Consider the following 16,679-nt stretch of genomic DNA (forward strand, 5'->3'; position numbering starts at 1 on the left):
GGGCGTTCACGCTCCCCGGGAGATCACGACGGGATCCTCGATCAGCCGCACGGCCGGCTTGCCGGTGGGCACGGGGCGTTTCCCGCCGGAGGGATCGTCGCGAACGTCCCAGTCGCGGCAGATCGTCTCCAGGACCAGCGGATAGAGGGTGAGGTCGCCGCCCGGCGAGATGTGCAGGCGCAGGAAACCCTTGTGGTCCTCGATGGACTGGCCGGACATCTGCCACTCCGCCACCTGGCCGCCCTTCGCCGACAGCACCCACAGGGCGAAGACCCCCGAGCCCACGACCGCGCCCAGGACGGCTGCGACGGCCAGGCACAGGAAGAGGACGACCCATCCGTCCCAGGAGGCCGGGAACGGAATCGCCACGGTGACGGCGAGCGCGGCGAGCGCGACCAGGGCCTGGGACAGCGCCGCGACCGCCGGCCCGGACGGCGGGGCCGCCTTCCGCGCCGTCGCGACCCCCGGCCCGGACGGCGTGGCCGATTTCCGCCGGCGGAGCAGCCGGCCGAGGAACCCGAGCACGAGCAGTGCCGCGGCCACGCCCAGGCACACCGCGCCGAAGCCCCAGAAGTCGCCGAGACCGGACCGGCGGACGGCGTCGACGGGCCGCGGATCTCCCTCCGCGAGGGCGAACAGGAGGCACAGCAGGAGGAAGAGACCGGCGTGCAGTCCGGCGGCCAGCTGGGCGAAGCCGGGGTTGCGCCACGGCAGCCAGTGCCCCGACCACGGCACGGCGATGCCCCGGGCGAGGCGGCGGGACGCCGCCGCGTCCGGATACGTCTTCCCCATCCGGGCGAACTCCACCGGTGGGTCGTCCTTGTCGCGCAGCCGCGTCCCGAGGGGCGGCAACGGCAGTACCGCGGGCAGCCGGTGGGTCGCCGCCAGATACGCGCCGCCCATCCCGCAGGTCACCATCTGGCGCCGCCGAGGGTCCGGTGCCGGGACTCCGGTGCCGGGCGGGTCGCCGGGCAGCCGTTCGGCGTACCGGGCGTAGTGGTGGTGGTCGCCGGTCAGCCACAGCCGGACGGACGCGTTCGTCGGTACGCGCTCCCCGGAGCCCGGATGGACGCGGCTGCGGATGATGTTGCGGTCGAACCAGTGCAGGGCGTTGAAGGCGTCGGCGTTCTTCTCCACGCTCTCCAGCCAGGTCGGTTCGGCGGAGCAGACGATCACACCGTCGCCGGGTCCCAGGTTCGCCGACAGGTGCTCCTCGAAGTAGCGCAGCTGGGGGTCGTCGAAGTACGAACCCAGCTGGCTGTCCAGGCCCACGAGCCACCAGCGTTCGGGCAGCCGCACACAGAAATAGCTGCGGGTCTGCCGGGTCTGCCAGGCGCCGATCGACCGCTGCTGCGTGAACATCCGCAGAAAGGCGGTCAGACCGTCGTACCAGTCGTGGTTCCCCGGCAGCGCGACCATCAGCGGCGGGTCCGCCGCCTCGGGCAGGGCGGCGCGGTAGGGGCCCTTCAGACGGTCCTCGTATCCCGTCGCCGAGGCCGCCGGGTACACCTGGTCGCCGCCGAGGACGAGCAGGGAGCCACGGCTCAGCCGCACGTCGCCCGGTGCCGGGGAGAAGCCGTCCCCCTGTCCGGCCGGCGGGACGACGAGCTCCTCCTCCGCGAGGGTCCACGCCACCGAGCTCGTCGCGTCGAAGCCGTCGCCGACGTCGGCCACGAAGTCGACCCAGATCTCCGCCGCGTCGGGCTTCCCGAGCGGGGCCTGCAGGAGGTGCGCGTCGAGCACCTTCTGGACCTCCCGCTTGTCCGAGTAGCCGGCGAAGACGGCCGCAAGCACGGCCTTGACCGCCGTACGGGCCAATTGCCCGGGCGCCAGCCACCGCACCTGCTCCTGCGGGGTGAAGTCGAGTACCTTGGCGTGTTCCCGCAGCTCACGTACCTTCACGCGCGCTCCCCGGCCGGCATGAAGTGGGAGCCGTAGACGTCCCACAGCTCGCCCAGGAAGAGGCGGCCGAAGCTCTGCAGCGCCCGTGCGGGACGAGGCCCGGAGGCGCGGAACGTCGTCAGCTGCTGGGCGAAGTCCCCGGCGAGGATGACGATGATGCCCGAGCCGAGCAGCGGCGCGTTCTCGTCGCCGTCCGCCGTCACGTGGCCGGCCACCATGCGGACGTACAGGGTCGAGGTGTCGCTCCAGATGTCGAATCCGGGGTCGTCGTGCACCTCCTTGTGCCCGACCAGCGTGAGCGGGTTCCCGCCCGGGTCGCGCAGGTGCAGGCGGTACAGCATCCTGCGCCGCGTCGGGTCGTCGTCGCGGGTGAACAGGTTGAACCAGCCCTTCTCGACGGGCAGTCGGCCGCCGAGGACGTCGCAGTCGACGTGCCCGGTCGCTCCGGCCTGGTGGAGGGGATCCGCGACGAACCGGTCGACGTCGTCGGCGGTGATCGTGAGACGGAACATCAGCCGCTGGTTCCGCGCCCGGCCGAGCGCCTGCCCCTCGTGGGGGTCGGCGACGTCGAGCGCGATGTGTCCCTTCATCTCCTCGGTGAAGGAGAGGCTGGTGGGCCGCTCGCCGTCCGTCGCCGCGGCTCCCGCCGCCGCCGGCGCCGACGCGGCCCGCGGCGCGAGGGGCTGTTCGAGGATGCGGTGGCAGGCACGGTCGGCGAAGGCGGCGATGGTGAGCGACGGGTTCGCGCCGACCGGTCCGGGCAGGGCCGCGCCGTCGAGCACGTACAGCCCCGGATGCCCGAAGACCTCGCCGTACGAGTCGCAGACGCCTTCGGCGGGGTGACGGCCCATCGGCGCGCCACCGAGCGGGTGCACGGTGATCACCCGGCGGGTCCACCACAGGGGGTTGTCCTGGAACTCGCCACCGAGCGCGTCGGCGATGTCGCTCATCGTCCGCCGTACACGCTCGAAGTAGCGGCGCGAGGTGAGCGTGGTCCAGTCGATGTCGAGATGGCCCCGGCGCAGGCTCATCCGGCCGTCCGGGAGGTCCCGTCCCATGCCGAGGAGCGGCAGCGCCGAGTCGGAGAAGACCCCCGGTCCGAGGAGGAGCGCGAGCCGGCTGCTGATGTTGCTCCGGGGCGTGAGACCGAGCCGGGAACGCAGCCGGTGAAGGCCGAAGCCCGCGGTACGGCGGACACTTCCGGGCACCTGTGCCACCTCGGCGAGCCAGTCCACGAAGGCCGGGTAGCCGGCGTCCTCGACGTAATAGCCGCGTCCTGTCGAGCCGTCCTCGTCGAGTGCGTCGCCGACCCGGATGGCACTGGTGATCACCGGTCCCGTGCTGCTCGCCAGCTTCCGCGGCCCGCTTCCCGCGGAGCCGCGGGTCGCTTTGAGGACCAGGCCGAGCAGATCGCCGTTGCCGCAGAACCGGTTGCCGAGCGTCGGGCTGATGCCGCGCAGCGCGGCGCGGTTGCGCAGGAGCAGGTACGTCGATCCGAACGCGCCGGCCGCGAGGACCAGCCGCCTGCAGTGGATCCGGCGCAGCGGCAGCCGACCGGTGGGGGTGCGGTGCCCCTCGCGGGCCGGGTCGTGGACGACGTAACTGACCTCGTATCCGCCCCCGGGCCGGGGAGCGAGACCGCGTACCTCGCAGCGGGTACGGATGTCGGCGCCGCGGTGGCGCGCGGCCGACAGATAGGTGTGGTCGAGGGTGTTCTTGGCGCCGAGGTTGCAGCCGACGTCGCATTCGCCGGTCAGCCGGCAGGTCTCCCGCGGCAGGCCGTGGATGTTGCCGTACTCCGGCTCGGGAAGGGGAGCGCCGGGGACGGGCGCCTCGTCGGGCCCGGAGGCGAACGAGACGGCCAGCGGCGGCCGGGACACCTGCAGATCCAGCAGCTCCGCGGCCTCCCGCATCGCGGCGGTCTTCGGCGTGTCCGTGTAGGGATACGGCGTGGCGCCGAGCATCTTCTCGACGTCGTCGTAGTGCGGATCGAGGTCGCGGCGGCCGATCGGCCAGTTCTCGTACCCTCCGCCGGGCAGCGGCGATTCATGGACGAACCACTTCTCGTCCTTGCGCAGCAGGACGTTGGCGTAGATCAGCGACCCACCGCCGAGACCGCTGGAGACGACCCCCTCCAGTCCGCGGAACGACCAGATGTCGAAGAGCCCGTGCAGGCCTTCGCTGGGGTCCCAGAAGTTGCGGGCCATGCCGGCGGGTGTACGGGGGAAGCTGCCGGGCGGGTACGCCTTGCCGCGCTCCAGGACCACGACGGACAGCCCACCGTCGGCGAGCCGGTACGCGGCGACCGATCCGCCGAAGCCCGAGCCGACCACGACGACATCGACTTCGCCCTCGACTGCGGAGTCGTTCTCCGGTCTGGCTGGGGACGGGGCTTCGTTCGTCATCGGCGATCCCCTTACGGGTGATGGTGATCATCCCGCCCCGTAAGGAAGACGCTAATGCCCGTCGCGCCGTCGCACGAGGCAGACGGCGCGTCCGGGGGAAGCGGGCCGTGCGGCCCGCTCCCGGGCCCCTGAGGCCTCCTACAGCCGCTTGGTGCGGCTGGCGACGAGCTCGCCTCCGGCGAAACCGTCCACGCGCACCGTCTCGGCCGTCGTGGCCCCCGGTACGGTGACCTCGGCCTGACCGTCGGGGATGTCCACGGAGGTACGGGGGCGCCGGTCGAGGAAGACGTCCACGCGGTCGACGTTGGCGGTCCTGAGCATCAGGCGGAGCGAGCCGTCGACGCGGCCGGCGTCGGTGATCGTCAACTCTCGTACGGGCTGTGCCTCGAGGAGTTCTCCGGCGCGTGCCATGAGATCGGCGTTGGCCTCCAGGAGGTCGCGGCGGGTCATGCGGTGGCGTACGTCCGGTACGACACCGAGGTCCTCCAGCGGCGTACCGGCTCGGTCGCCGACCCGCAGGGACCTCCGGATCGCCACGCGCATCCCCGCCCCGTTCGGCAGGGGGCGGTACGGCGAGGCGCTGATCGGGAAGAACGTCATGATGTCGCCGTGCGCCCAGACGTTCGCGCCGCCCGCTCCGGTGTTGTCGTCGGTGCCGAGCACGGTGCCGATCCGGTGGTCCTGGAAACCGGCGGCGAACATGTCGGTGGCGGAGTAGCAGCGGGCGTTGGTGATGAGGACGACCGGGCCGAAGTACTGCTGGCCGATGTCGTTGGCGAGGGACTCCGGCGTGAGCGGGAGGGCGGCGGAGAAGGCGGCCCCGATCTCGATCGCCTGTTCCATCGACTTCACCCAGGGGCTGAGGCTGGGGCTGCTGCGGCAGATGCGCAGATTGAGGGGGGTGTTGATGAACTGGAACGGCTCCGGCGTGATCCGGCGCGGTGTCAGGGTCTGCAGGGCGAGCTCCGACGCCCAGACCAGGCCGCCGCCGTTGTCGCGCACGTCGACGATCAGACCGTTCTGCGGCAGCTGCCCGAGGAGCCGGACGAACTCCCCGACGAAGGCGCCGGCGTTGTCGACGCTGAAGGTATGGATCCGGATGTGGCCGAAGGTGCCCGACGGGGTCTGGACGGTGCGGGCCGTGAAGACCTTCGGCATCATGCTCGGGATCTCGCCCGCCGCGGCGGCCGGGGATTCTCCCGAATCCACGGCCTGCTGCTGCTCGATGATGTGCGGGGCGAAGAGCATGAGGTTGGCCCGGCTGATCTCGTCGGCCTCGTAGTCCACGCCCATGACGAGCGCGGCCTCACCGGTCGGGCCGGCCATCGGCGGGAGGTTCTCCACGATCTGCCAGTTCTCGCGCAGCTCGCGCGCCGTGCCGTCGGAGCCCGTGTAGCTGACGGTCACCCACTCCTCGAACGGGGGCAGATGCGCCGAGAGCGAGCGCACCGTCAGCGACTGCACCCCTCGGCTACGGCGCGCCGCGGCATTGCTCCCGGCGAACCGGGCGGCGTTGAGCTCGACGGCCTGCTCGATGGGGATCCCGCTCCAGTGGGTGATCTCGACTCCCGGTGCGAAGCCCGGGGCGGAGAAGCCCTGCGTGATGCGGGTGACCAGGAAGCGCGGCTTCGATCCCTCGGAGCACTCCTCGACCCGGAAGGGGAGGAAGGCGATCTTGTTGGCGAACGGCGCGGGCAGCTGGTAGTTGGTGTGCAGGTCCCGGACCGAGTGGAAGACCGTGGCCATCTCCGCGTGGAAGACCCACTCCGGCGGCATCGTGTCCGCCATCTGCTGCTCCAGCTGCCGCCGGATGAGGCGCAGCCGCTGCACGGGATTGACCGCGTGCATCGCCATCTTCAGAGGCAGGTGCACGTAGTTCTGCTCGATCAGCACCAGGGCCTGATCGACGAGGAGCATCCGCTGCTCCAGGGTGAGCGCGCCGGCACCGGCCAGAAAGGTCTCGAGTTGCGTGGCGGCGGACAGGCGCTCACGGACCGGAGGGGCCGTTCGCTTGAGGTACTCGGGAGTGGTGTCGGCGCTGACTGGGCCCATGATGCCTCCGTGGTCGGTGTGCGGCTCCCTCCCTGTCTTCGGCCGACCGTGCTCCGATCGACAGAACTCACGCATCAGTTCACCCGTACAGGCCCCGGGCGGTCGGCACGCGTCCGTCGGCCCCGCCGCTCGCCCGCGGAATAATCCATGTGCGCGAAGGCGGGGCCGCGTGCGCCGCCTGGTACGCAGGGTGCTCACCGTGCTGTGGCGGGGCGATCCGTCACGCAGCCTGGAAGAGCTGCCGGTCGAGCTGATCGAGCACACCCTCGACCACTTCCGGCAGGGGCGCGATCGGTACGACGTCCGCCACATGCTGCTCGACGAGCAACTGCGGTTCGGCCGGCTCCTCGACCGCGGCCGGCAGCTGCCGGACCCGCCGCACCTGTCCGGGATGCTCGTCCCGCTCGCCGGGCTGCTCGTCCCCATCGGGATCGCCGTCCTGGTCTTCGACGACGTGTGGTGGCCGGGCGTGGCCCTGATCGTGGCCGGCGTCCTGCTCACCAAGGCACTGCGGCAGTCCGAGTGAGCCGCCGGTCGGAACACTCCGGTCGTCCGGGGCGCCCCTGGGATCAGGGCGCCCCGGACAGCCGTCGAGCGGGGGACGAGGAAGCGGTCACTCCCGGTCCAGGATCGCCGTGAGGACCTGCCGCAGCGTCTTTCCGGGATCCGCGACCGCCCCTTCGGACCGCCATGCGACGAACCCGTCGGGGCGGACGAGGACCGCACCGTCCGTGGTGACGCCGTGGAGCTCCGCCCAGTCCATGCCGTCCTCCGGGGACAGCTCCGCGTCGGCCCCTTCGCCGATGCGGTACGAGTCGACCGGCACCGACAGCTGCTCGGCGACGCGCTTCGCCGCGGTGTGCCACCTGCCGGCGCCGCCCGCGGCGCTCAGGAGCACCAGGGACCGCTCGTACAGGTCGAGGGTGGAGACCCGGCTGCCGGCACGGCTCAGCCACATGTGGGGCGCCCGGCTGCCGGGCTCGCCCGTCAACCGCAGCCCGTCGGGGACGACCGGAAGCTCCCGGTCGGCACCCTGGACCGCGCCCTGGGGATAGCGGTAGCCCAGCGCCACGTTGAGGATCCCGCCCTTCCTGCCCCCGGGGCCGCCGGCTCCGGGGGAGGGGGCGTAACCGGGGTGGCTGTGCTCGACCGAACGGGACGAGGCGCGCGCACTCGTCGCCTCGGCGACGGGCCTGCGCTCCGCGTCGTAGGACTCCAGCAGGCCGGGGCCGGCCCAGCCGCCCAGGACGGCGGCCAGCTTCCAGGCCAGGTTGTGTGCGTCCTGGATGCCGGTGTTGGAGCCGAACGCGCCCGTCGGCGACATCTCGTGGGCGGAGTCACCGGCGAGGAACACCCGGCCGTCCGCGTACCGTTCGGCGACCCTCTCGGCGGCGTGCCAGGGCGCTCTGCCCGTGATCTCCACATCGAGATCCGGCACGCCCACGGCCCGCCGGATGTGCTCCCTGCACCGCTCGTCGGTGAACTCCTCCTCCGTCTCGCCCTGCTCGGGGTGCCAGGGCGCGTGGAACACCCAGCGCTCCTGGTTGTCGACCGGCAGCAGGGCCCCGTCGGCCTCCGGGTTCGTCAGGTAGCAGACGACGAAGCGCCGGTCGCCGACGATGTCCGCGAGGCCGCGGGAGACGAAGGTGATGCTGACGTTGTGGAACAGGTCGCCCGGACCGTTGTGCCCGATGCCGAGCCGTTCGCGAACGGGGCTGCGGGGGCCGTCCGCCGCGACGAGATAGTCCGCGCGGATCGTGACGTGTTCGCCCGTGTCACGGCTCTTGACCTGGGCGGTCACCCCCTCGGAGTCCTGCTCGAACGACATCAGCTCGGTGGAGTAGCGCAGATCCCCGCCGAGCTCCTTGGCGCGCTCGAGGAGCACCGGCTCGAGGTCGTTCTGGCTGCAGAGGCACCATCCGGCGGGGCTGAAACGGGCGACCCCGCCACCGGGATCGATCTCCTTGAACAGCCATTCGCCGACATCGCCCACCAGACTCGGAGTCTGCAGGATGCCGTTGTTCCGGGCCAGGACGGACGCCGCTTCGTGGATGCGCTGCTCGACACCGGCGCCACGGAACACCTCCATCGTGCGCACGTTGTTGCCGCGCCCGCGCGGGTGGAACGAGGTGCCCCGGTGCCGTTCGACGAGGGTGTGCGGCACACCGAGGCAGCCTAGGAACAGCGAGGTGGAAAGGCCTACCAGCGAGCCGCCGACGATGAGGACGGGCGTGCGGTGACCGTCTTCGCCGGCTTCTTCGGTTCGGTTCATTGATCGCCTCCAGCGTCGCCTGCGACGCATGCCAGGGGTGGAATGCAGATGCATTCCCGGTCAGGGCCGATTCGCGCGTTCGGGGCACCCGAATGACGCGCAGTTCACTCATCCGCACCGTGGGGCTCGCGCGGATCGCGGCGTCCGCCAACGATCGGCACATGACGACTCCGGGCTTTCGGGCGCGGCGGTCCTTCCCGACCCTCCTCGCGGAAGAGAAAGAGGTGCGCTGGATGTCCATCTCGGGACGCATTTCGCAGTCGGCGTTCGACGGCTCAAGGCTGCGGGTGATCCTGCTGCTCGATCTGTACGAAGGAGCTCAGCAGCAGTTCCTGGACGCGTACGAACTCATGTGCAGGCAGGTCGCCTCCGTGCCCGGTCACATCAGTGACCAGCTCTGCCAGTCCATCGAGAACCCCTCGCAGTGGCTCATCACCAGCGAGTGGGAGAGCGCTCCACCGTTCCTCGCCTGGGTGAACAGCGAGGAGCACGTCGAAACCGTCAAGCCGATGCACAGCTGCGTCCGGGACACCCGGTCGATGCGCTACAGCATCCTCAGGGAGACCGGTCCCAGTCAGCCGCTCACGCCCGATCGGGCATCGACGCGCCAGCAGGTGGCCGCCCGCGTCGGCGACGGTGTGGCACGCCACGCCCTCACCTTCACCGTCAAGCCGGGCTCCGAATCGAAGGTCGCGGAGCTCCTCGCCGGGTACGAGTCGCCCAAGGCCCAGGTCGACGAGAACACCCGGCTGCGCCGCACCTCGCTCTTCATGCACGGCAACCGGGTCGTACGTGCCGTGGAAGTGGAGGGCGACCTCCTCGCGGCGCTGCGCCATGTCGCCCGTCAGCCCGAGGTGCGAGCCGTCGAGGAGGCCATCAACCCGTACCTGGAACAGGACCGGGACCTCACCGACCCCGAATCGGCCCGGGTCTTCTTCACGCGGGCTGCCCTCCCGGCCGTGCACCACGTGGTGTCCGGTCGGCCGGCGGCTGGGGAGGTGCGGCGTCACGCGCTGTACTACCCGGCCAAGGAGGGCTGCGGGATGGAGCTGGCCCGGCTGCTCGCCCATCAGGACGCGGCCGCGGCCGACGATCCGAAGAGCCCTGTGTACGGCAGCACCGTCTTCCAGCGCGACGACATCGTGGTGCGCCTCGTCGACCTCACCGGCGAGCTCGACGTCGACCCCGTCGCCTCGCTGGGCCTCAAGGGCCCCGGGAAGGCCGCTGAGCTGGAACGACTCCTCGACGGTGCCGCGATCGGCGTCGAGGGCTCCCTGGAGACGGAGCGCAACATCAACCGCCTCCTGTCGCACGCCGACATGCTGCCCATCACCGACCGCAGCTCGGCGGATTCCTGACGTGCGGCCGCGGCCCCGGCCGCGGCCGTTCACCCCGCACGACACTTCCACACCCGGAGGTAACAACCATGCTCAAGCAGCGTCCTCGCATCGTGAAACTGAGCGAGACGGAACCCAACCGCAGGCGCGGAGGTGACCTGCGGGCCATGCTCACGCCGGCCACCGTGGGTTCCACCAGCGGCTTCATGGGCCTGGCCATCGTCCAGCCCGGCGAACGCATCGGTGAGCACTACCACCCGTACTCCGAGGAGTTCGTGTACGTCGTCTCGGGCGCGCTCGAAGTGGACCTGGACGGCGACACGTACGCGCTCCAGCCCGACCAGGGCCTCCTGATCCCCATCGACATGCGGCACCGCTTCCGCAACGTCGGTGACGTGGAGGCCCGCATGGTCTTCCACCTGGGCCCGCTCGCCCCGCGTCCGAGCCTCGGCCACGTCGACACCGAGGTCACCGAGGACGGCGAGCTCGCCGCCGCGGGGCCGCACCTGACCGTGCACGACCCGGGACAGGTGTCCGAGCGAAGCGGGGCCATCGAGTGACCCGGCGAGTGGCCGTCACCGGTATCGGTGTGGTCGCTCCGGGCGGCACCGGAGCGAAGGCGTTCTGGGACCTCCTCGCCGCCGGCCGTACCGCGACCCGCGGCATCACCCTGTTCGACCCGGCCGGCCTGCGCTCACGCATAGCCGCCGAGTGCGACTTCGACCCGACGGCCCACGGCCTGGACCCGGAGCTGAGCCAACACGCCGACCGGTACATCCAGTTCGCCGTGGTCGCCGCCGGGGAAGCCGTACGCGACTCCGGACTCGACACCGACACGGAAGACCCCTGGCGCGTCGCCGTCTCCCTGGGCAGCGCCGTCGGCGGCACCACCCGGCTCGAACACGACTACGTCCTCGTCAGCGAGGGCGGACAGCGGTGGGACGTGGACCATCGCGCGGCCGACCCGAAGCTGCACATGGCGTTCTCGCCGAGCACGCTCGCCTCGGTCGTGGCCGAACAGTTCGGCGCCCGCGGCCCCGTGCAGACCGTCTCCACCGGCTGCACCTCCGGCCTCGACGCCGTCGGCTACGCCTTCCACACCATCGAGGAAGGCCGGGCGGACGTCTGCATCGCCGGCGCGTCGGACTCGCCGATATCACCGATCACCATGGCCTGCTTCGACGCCATCAAGGCGACATCGCCCGACAACGACGACCCCGAGCACGCCTCCCGGCCCTTCGACGACCACCGCAACGGTTTCGTCATGGGCGAAGGCGCGGCGGTCCTCGTCCTGGAGGAGTACGAACACGCCCGGGCCCGCGGTGCTCACATCTACTGCGAGATGGGCGGCTACGCCACCTTCGGCAACGCCTACCACATGACCGGTCTGACCGGTGAAGGGCTCGAGATGGCCCGGGCGATCGACTCCACGCTCGACCAGGCCCGCCTCGACCCCACACTGATCGACTACGTCAACGCGCACGGCTCCGGCACCCGGCAGAACGACCGGCACGAGACCGCCGCCGTGAAGCGCTCCCTGGGCGCCCACGCCTACGACACACCCATGAGCTCCATCAAGTCCATGGTGGGGCACTCGCTGGGCGCGATCGGCGCGATAGAAGTCGTCGCCTGCGTCCTCGCGCTGAAGCACCAGGTGGTACCCCCGACGGCGAACTACGAGACCCCCGACCCCGAGTGCGACCTGGACTACGTGCCGCGTACCGCCCGCCCCCGGAAGCTGAGGAACGTGCTCTCCGTAGGCAGCGGATTCGGCGGCTTCCAGTCCGCGGTCCTCCTGACCGGGCCGGGTGGGAGGTCACGATGAGCAGTCAGCGCCCACGGCGAGCGGTCGTCACCGGAATCGGTGTGATCGCCCCCAACGGATTGAGCGCCGAGGCGTACTGGAAGTCGGTCCGGGAAGGGCTCGGTGTTCTGGACCGGATCACCCGCGAGGGGTGCGAGCATCTGCCCCTCAAGGTCGCCGGCGAGGTCCGGGGCTTCGACCCCTCGCACCTCATCGAGGAGCGCTTCCTCGTCCAGACCGACCGGTTCAGCCACTACGCCATGGCCGCGGCCTCGATGGCCCTCGACGACGCCGGCCTCGCGCGGGACGACCCCGAGGAGCCCTTCGAGATCGGGGTGGTCACCGCCGCCGGTTCCGGAGGAGGCGAGTTCGGACAGCGCGAGCTGCAGAAGCTCTGGGGACAGGGTTCCAAGTTCGTCGGCCCGTACCAGTCCATCGCCTGGTTCTACGCCGCGAGCACCGGCCAGATCTCCATCCGGAGCGGCTTCAAGGGGCCGTGCGGAGTGGTCGCCAGCGACGAGGCGGGCGGTCTGGACTCCCTCGCCCACGCGGCCCGGGCCGTACGGCGCGGCACGGGCGCGATGATCGTCGGCGCCGCCGAGGCGCCCCTCGCCCCGTACTCGATGGTGTGCCAGCTCGGATACCCCGAGCTCAGCACCGTCGAGGACCCGGACCGCGCCTACCGTCCCTTCACCGCTAGCGCCTGCGGCTTCGTCCCTGCGGAGGGCGGCGCCATGCTCGTGGTGGAGGACGAGAGTCGCGCCCGCGACCGGGGAGCGGACGTCCGGGCCGTTGTGGCCGGCCATGCCGCCACGTTCACCGGCGCCTCCCGCTGGGAGGAGTCCCGTGAGGGACTCGCCCGTGCCATCCGTGACGCGCTCGACGAGGCCGCGTGCGCCCCGGAGGAGATCGACGTCGTCTTCGCCGACGCCCTGGGCGTACCGGAGGCGGACCGCGCCGAGGCGCTGGCGATCGCCGACGCCTTCGGAGCTCACGCCACCCGCGTACCCGTCACGGCGCCCAAGACCGGGATCGGCCGGGCCTACTGCGGGGCGCCCGTCCTCGACACCGCGGCCGCCGTCTTCGCGATGGAGCAGGGCCTGGTGCCCCCCACCCCCAACGTGTTCGACATCAGCCACGACCTGGACCTGGTGATGTCCCGCGCTCGCCCCGCCGAGCTGCGCACGGCCCTCGTCCTCAGCAGGGGACTCATGGGATCCAACGCGGCGCTGGTCGTGCGCCGCGGTGACGACTCCGCCCGGTAGGTCCGGGCGGGAAGGAGAAGCACACATATGATCACCACCGCACTGACCTTCGACGAACTCGCCTCGCTGATGAAGCAGGCGGCCGGAGTCACCGTCGACGCCCGGGAGCTCGAGAAGGCGCCGGACGCGCCCTTCAGCACCCTCGGCCTCGACTCGCTCGGCCTGCTCGGCATCGTCGGCGAGCTGGAGAACCGGTACAGCGTCTCGCTGCCCACCGACGCGGAGCGCTGCAAGACGCCCGCCGAGTTCGTCGGCCTCGTCAACAACACGCTCAAGACGGGAGTCTGACGTGTCCGGACACACCGACAACACCATCACCATCGACGCTCCGCTCGACCTCGTCTGGGACATCACCAACGACATCGAGAACTGGCCGAACCTCTTCAGCGAGTACGCCTCCCTCGAGGTGCTCTCCCGCGAGGGCGACTCCACCACCTTCCGCCTGACCATGCACCCGGACGAGGCCGGGAAGGTCTGGAGCTGGGTGTCGGAGCGCACCGTCGACCGCCCCAAGCGGACCGTCCGTGCCCGCCGCGTCGAGACCGGCCCGTTCGACCACATGGACATCCGGTGGGAGTACGAGGAGACGCCGGCCGGCGTCCACATGCGCTGGGTGCAGGACTTCGCCATGAAGCCCGACGCTCCGGTCGACGACGACTGGATGACGGACAACATCAACCGCAACTCCCGCACACAGATGGCCCTCATCCGGGACCGCATCGAGCAGGTCGCCCGCGACCGCCGGAGCGCCTCGGTCCTGCCGGGCTGACCACCCCCCACACCCGCACACCCGCACACCCAGGAAGGACGCTCGATGCACCACGCCCTGATCGTCGCTCGCATGGCACCCGATTCGGCGCCGGCGATCGCCGATGTGTTCGCCGCATCCGACCGCGGCGAACTCCCGCACCTGGTCGGCGTCACCCGGCGCAGCCTCTTCCAGTTCGGGGACGTCTATCTGCACCTGATCGAGTCCGAGCGGGACCCGGCGCCCGCCATCGCGAAGCTGACGGGGCATCCGGAGTTCCGGGACACCAGCGAGAAGCTGTCGGCGTACGTCAGCGCGTACGACCCGAAGACATGGCGCAGCCCCAAGGACGCCATGGCGCACTGCTTCTACCGCTGGGAGCGGGACGCCCGTTCCTGAGCTCCCGAGCGAACGCACGACGGAGAAACCCGAGGCCGCCCGCCCCGCGCAAGACGCGGAGCGGGCGGCCTCGGGTTTCGCCCTTCCCCTCAGGCGGGGACGGTGCACTCGAAGGCGTGGAGATACGCGTTGACCGGGCGGATCTCACCGATGACGAGACCCGAGTCCGTGAGCCGGTCGACCATGCTCTGCCGGGTGTGCTTCGCACCACCGACGTTGAGGAGCAGCAGCAGGTCCATGGCCGTCGTGAACCTCATCGACGGCGTGTCGTCCACGAGGTTCTCGATCACGACGACACGGGCGCCGGGCAGCGCCGCCTTCCGGACGTTCGCCAGCGCCCTGCGGGTGCTGTCGTCGTCCCACTCCAGGATGTTCTTGATGATGTACACATCCGCCTGGACCGGGATGTCCACGCGGCAGTCCCCGGGCACGATACGGACCCGGGAGGCCAGCGGACCGTCCGTCCGCAGACGCGGATCGGCGTTCTCCACCACCCTCGGCAGGTCCAGCAGAGTGCCGTGCAGGTCGGGGTACTTCTCCAGCAGACTCGCCAGGACGTGCCCCTGACCGCCGCCGATGTCCACGACCGACGACACGCCGTGCAGATCCAGCAGGTCGGCGACGTCCTGGGCCGACTGCCGGCTCGACGTCGTCATGGCCCGGTTGAACACGTACGCGGACTCGGGCGCGTCCTCGTTGAGGTACGCGAAGAACTCCCTTTCGTACACGTCCTCGAAGACGTTGCGGCCGGAGCGCACGGCTTCGTCGAGCTTCGGCCAGACGTCCCACGTCCACGGCTCGGTGCACCACAGCGCGATGTACCGAAGGCTCTGCGGGTCGTCCTCGCGCAGCAGCCGGGACATCTCCGTGTGCGCGAAGGTGCCGTCGGCGTGCTCGGTGAACACGCCCTGGCAGGACAGGGCGCGCAGCAGTCGCCGCAGTGTTCGCGGCTGGGTCTTGACCGCCGCCGCCAGGTCCTCGACGGTCATGGGGGTGTCGTCCAGGGCGTCCGCCACACCCAGGCGGGCGGCCGCGCGTACGGCGGCGGCGCACGCCGCCCCGAAAACGAGCTCCCGCAGCCGCATGGGCGGCGGGGGAGCCGGATCAACAGTCGTCATCTGTCGCCTTGTCTGTGCAGTCGTGCCGTGGGTGGGGGAGTGGAGCCGACCGTTCAGCACATGCCCGCGGGCTCCGAGACCTCACAGGTGTTGCCGCTGAAGGTGTTGCCCTTGCCGGTGTCCCGGTTGGCCAGGTCGGCCGAGCCGTTGCGCAGTACGACGTTGTCGCGGATCTCGTTGCGTTCGTTGAGGGCGCCGACGAAGCTCTTGAAGAGCACGATGCCGCCGGACAGCGGCGAGGTGCCCACGTTGTCCTCGATCCGGTTCTGTGCCACCAGCGTCTCCTCGGCGCCGGTGAGGACGATTCCCGAGCCCTGCAGGAAGGGCAGCCGGGGTGTCTTGGGGCAGTGCTTGTTGTTGGAGTGGATGTAGTTCCGGCGCAGGCTCATCGCCCCGGCGCGCGGCGTGGACTCGTCGCCCACCACGAACACGGCGGCGCAGTTCCCGGTCGCCTCGTTGCGGTCGACGGTCAGGTTCCGCAGGCGCCGCACCGTGATGCCGATCCGGTTGCCGGAGAGCTGGTTGTGACTGATCCGGGTCCCCTCGGCGTCGACGGCCCCGGCCTCCGTGTCGGTGGTGTTGGACACGAACAGTCCGGCGTCCGCGTTGTTCCGGGCGACGTTGTGGGTCAGCACACTGCGCACGGACCTCTCCAGGGCGATGCCCCAGTTGCCGTTCTTCTCGGCCGTCACCCGATGGACCTTCAGGCGGTCGGTCCGCGACGCCCACAGGCCGTTCTTGGTGAAGCCCCGGAGCGTCAGCGAGCGCACGGTGACGCGCTTGACGGGACTGCCGTCCTTGCCGGTCACGCAGATGCCGTGGCCGGCCTTGGCGCAGGTGTCGTCGGCAGCGGCCTTGCCGGGCACGATGACGGTGGGGAAGACCGTCGAGCCCCGCAGGGTCAGGTTCGATGTCGTGATGCGGACGCTCTCACGGTAGGTGCCGGGGGAGAGGACGACGGTGTCCCCCGGCTTCGCGGCGTCCACGGCCTTCTGGATTGATTCGCCGGGCTTCACCCGATGCACCGTCGAGTTGCCGGCCGCCGGGGCGGCGGCACCCAGTCCAGAGCCCACGAGGGCCACGGTGCAGGCCAGGTAGGCGATCTGTCGTTTGGTCATATGCCGAAGCTATGAGGGGGTGTTCCGGTCTGCCACCGCTGATCCCCCGGGTGGGCTGCATGTCCCCCGGAAGGTCCCCCGGCGCATCGCGCGCCGGACGGACGCTAGCCCGTTCGCCGCCAGGGCGCCGTCGCTTTTCATGTGCTGCCCGATCCGCTGTGACCTGCGGTGACGATGAAGGAAGGGGAGAACAGCAACCCGACCGGAGGACACCTGCGCGCGCTTCTCGCGTTGCGGTGATCACGGGCGGGCGTTTGCC

14 protein-coding genes are annotated in these 16,679 nt (G+C 70.8%); 8 read left to right on the forward strand and 6 right to left on the reverse strand.

Translation table 11 applies throughout. From position 1 onward, the window contains the following. Window positions 1–6: 6 nt before the first annotated feature. The 3 genes from ACFC0D_RS08250 to ACFC0D_RS08260 form a co-directional block, all read right to left on the reverse strand. Complete coding sequence (locus ACFC0D_RS08250; protein WP_376432385.1) at window positions 7–1,902, reverse strand: metallophosphoesterase family protein; 1,896 nt, start codon at window positions 1,900–1,902, stop codon at window positions 7–9. Beyond that, window positions 1,899–4,307 (reverse strand): GMC family oxidoreductase, encoded by a 2,409-nt coding sequence (locus tag ACFC0D_RS08255; RefSeq protein ID WP_376432387.1) that lies wholly within the window; start codon window positions 4,305–4,307, stop codon window positions 1,899–1,901. Before ACFC0D_RS08255 ends, ACFC0D_RS08250 begins: the two co-directional genes overlap by 4 nt. A gap of 138 nt (window positions 4,308–4,445) precedes the next feature. Further along, entirely contained in the window at window positions 4,446–6,359 is a 1,914-nt protein-coding gene (locus ACFC0D_RS08260) for a S41 family peptidase (RefSeq protein ID WP_376432389.1), read from the reverse strand. 169 nt (window positions 6,360–6,528) lie between these two features. Here ACFC0D_RS08260 and ACFC0D_RS08265 point away from each other — a divergent pair, with 169 nt between their 5' ends. Further along, window positions 6,529–6,885, forward strand: a complete 357-nt coding sequence (locus tag ACFC0D_RS08265) for a hypothetical protein (RefSeq protein ID WP_376432391.1) — start codon at window positions 6,529–6,531, stop codon at window positions 6,883–6,885. Window positions 6,886–6,972: 87 nt separating this feature from the next. On the opposite strand, the gene ACFC0D_RS08270 is transcribed toward ACFC0D_RS08265, so the two are convergent. Then, the gene (locus ACFC0D_RS08270) at window positions 6,973–8,631 is read right to left on the reverse strand and encodes an FAD-dependent oxidoreductase (RefSeq protein WP_376432393.1); all 1,659 of its coding nucleotides are present in this window, start codon (window positions 8,629–8,631) and stop codon (window positions 6,973–6,975) included. A 233-nt stretch (window positions 8,632–8,864) separates the two neighbouring features. Here ACFC0D_RS08270 and ACFC0D_RS08275 point away from each other — a divergent pair, with 233 nt between their 5' ends. From ACFC0D_RS08275 to ACFC0D_RS08305, 7 genes are all read left to right on the forward strand, one after another. Next, window positions 8,865–9,989: a SchA/CurD-like domain-containing protein gene (locus tag ACFC0D_RS08275; RefSeq protein WP_376432395.1), complete on the forward strand. Its 1,125-nt coding sequence runs from the start codon at window positions 8,865–8,867 to the stop codon at window positions 9,987–9,989. Window positions 9,990–10,057: 68 nt separating this feature from the next. Continuing rightward, window positions 10,058–10,528 (forward strand): cupin domain-containing protein, encoded by a 471-nt coding sequence (locus ACFC0D_RS08280; RefSeq protein WP_329112807.1) that lies wholly within the window; start codon window positions 10,058–10,060, stop codon window positions 10,526–10,528. Continuing rightward, complete coding sequence (locus ACFC0D_RS08285; protein ID WP_376432398.1) at window positions 10,525–11,793, forward strand: beta-ketoacyl-[acyl-carrier-protein] synthase family protein; 1,269 nt, start codon at window positions 10,525–10,527, stop codon at window positions 11,791–11,793. The genes ACFC0D_RS08280 and ACFC0D_RS08285 overlap by 4 nt, the downstream gene beginning before the upstream one ends. After that, window positions 11,790–13,037 (forward strand): ketosynthase chain-length factor, encoded by a 1,248-nt coding sequence (locus ACFC0D_RS08290; protein ID WP_376432400.1) that lies wholly within the window; start codon window positions 11,790–11,792, stop codon window positions 13,035–13,037. The genes ACFC0D_RS08285 and ACFC0D_RS08290 overlap by 4 nt, the downstream gene beginning before the upstream one ends. A 27-nt stretch (window positions 13,038–13,064) precedes the next feature. Further along, window positions 13,065–13,325, forward strand: coding sequence for a phosphopantetheine-binding protein (locus tag ACFC0D_RS08295; RefSeq protein ID WP_329112804.1), 261 nt, complete (start codon window positions 13,065–13,067; stop codon window positions 13,323–13,325). A gap of 1 nt (window position 13,326) precedes the next feature. Continuing rightward, window positions 13,327–13,806, forward strand: a complete 480-nt coding sequence (locus ACFC0D_RS08300; protein WP_376432402.1) for an SRPBCC family protein — start codon at window positions 13,327–13,329, stop codon at window positions 13,804–13,806. Between the two features lie 45 nt (window positions 13,807–13,851). Next, on the forward strand, window positions 13,852–14,184 hold the full coding sequence (locus ACFC0D_RS08305; RefSeq protein ID WP_376432404.1) for a TcmI family type II polyketide cyclase: 333 nt from the start codon (window positions 13,852–13,854) through the stop codon (window positions 14,182–14,184). 89 nt (window positions 14,185–14,273) lie between these two features. On the opposite strand, the gene ACFC0D_RS08310 is transcribed toward ACFC0D_RS08305, so the two are convergent. Further along, window positions 14,274–15,302: a methyltransferase gene (locus tag ACFC0D_RS08310; protein ID WP_376432406.1), complete on the reverse strand. Its 1,029-nt coding sequence runs from the start codon at window positions 15,300–15,302 to the stop codon at window positions 14,274–14,276. A 53-nt stretch (window positions 15,303–15,355) separates the two neighbouring features. Then, on the reverse strand, window positions 15,356–16,420 hold the full coding sequence (locus ACFC0D_RS08315; protein ID WP_376432408.1) for a nitrous oxide reductase family maturation protein NosD: 1,065 nt from the start codon (window positions 16,418–16,420) through the stop codon (window positions 15,356–15,358). Between the last annotated feature and the right edge of the window lie 259 nt (window positions 16,421–16,679).

Source organism: Streptomyces sp. NPDC056222 (genome assembly GCF_042264065.1).
Taxonomy (GTDB): Bacteria; Actinomycetota; Actinomycetes; order Streptomycetales; family Streptomycetaceae; genus Streptomyces.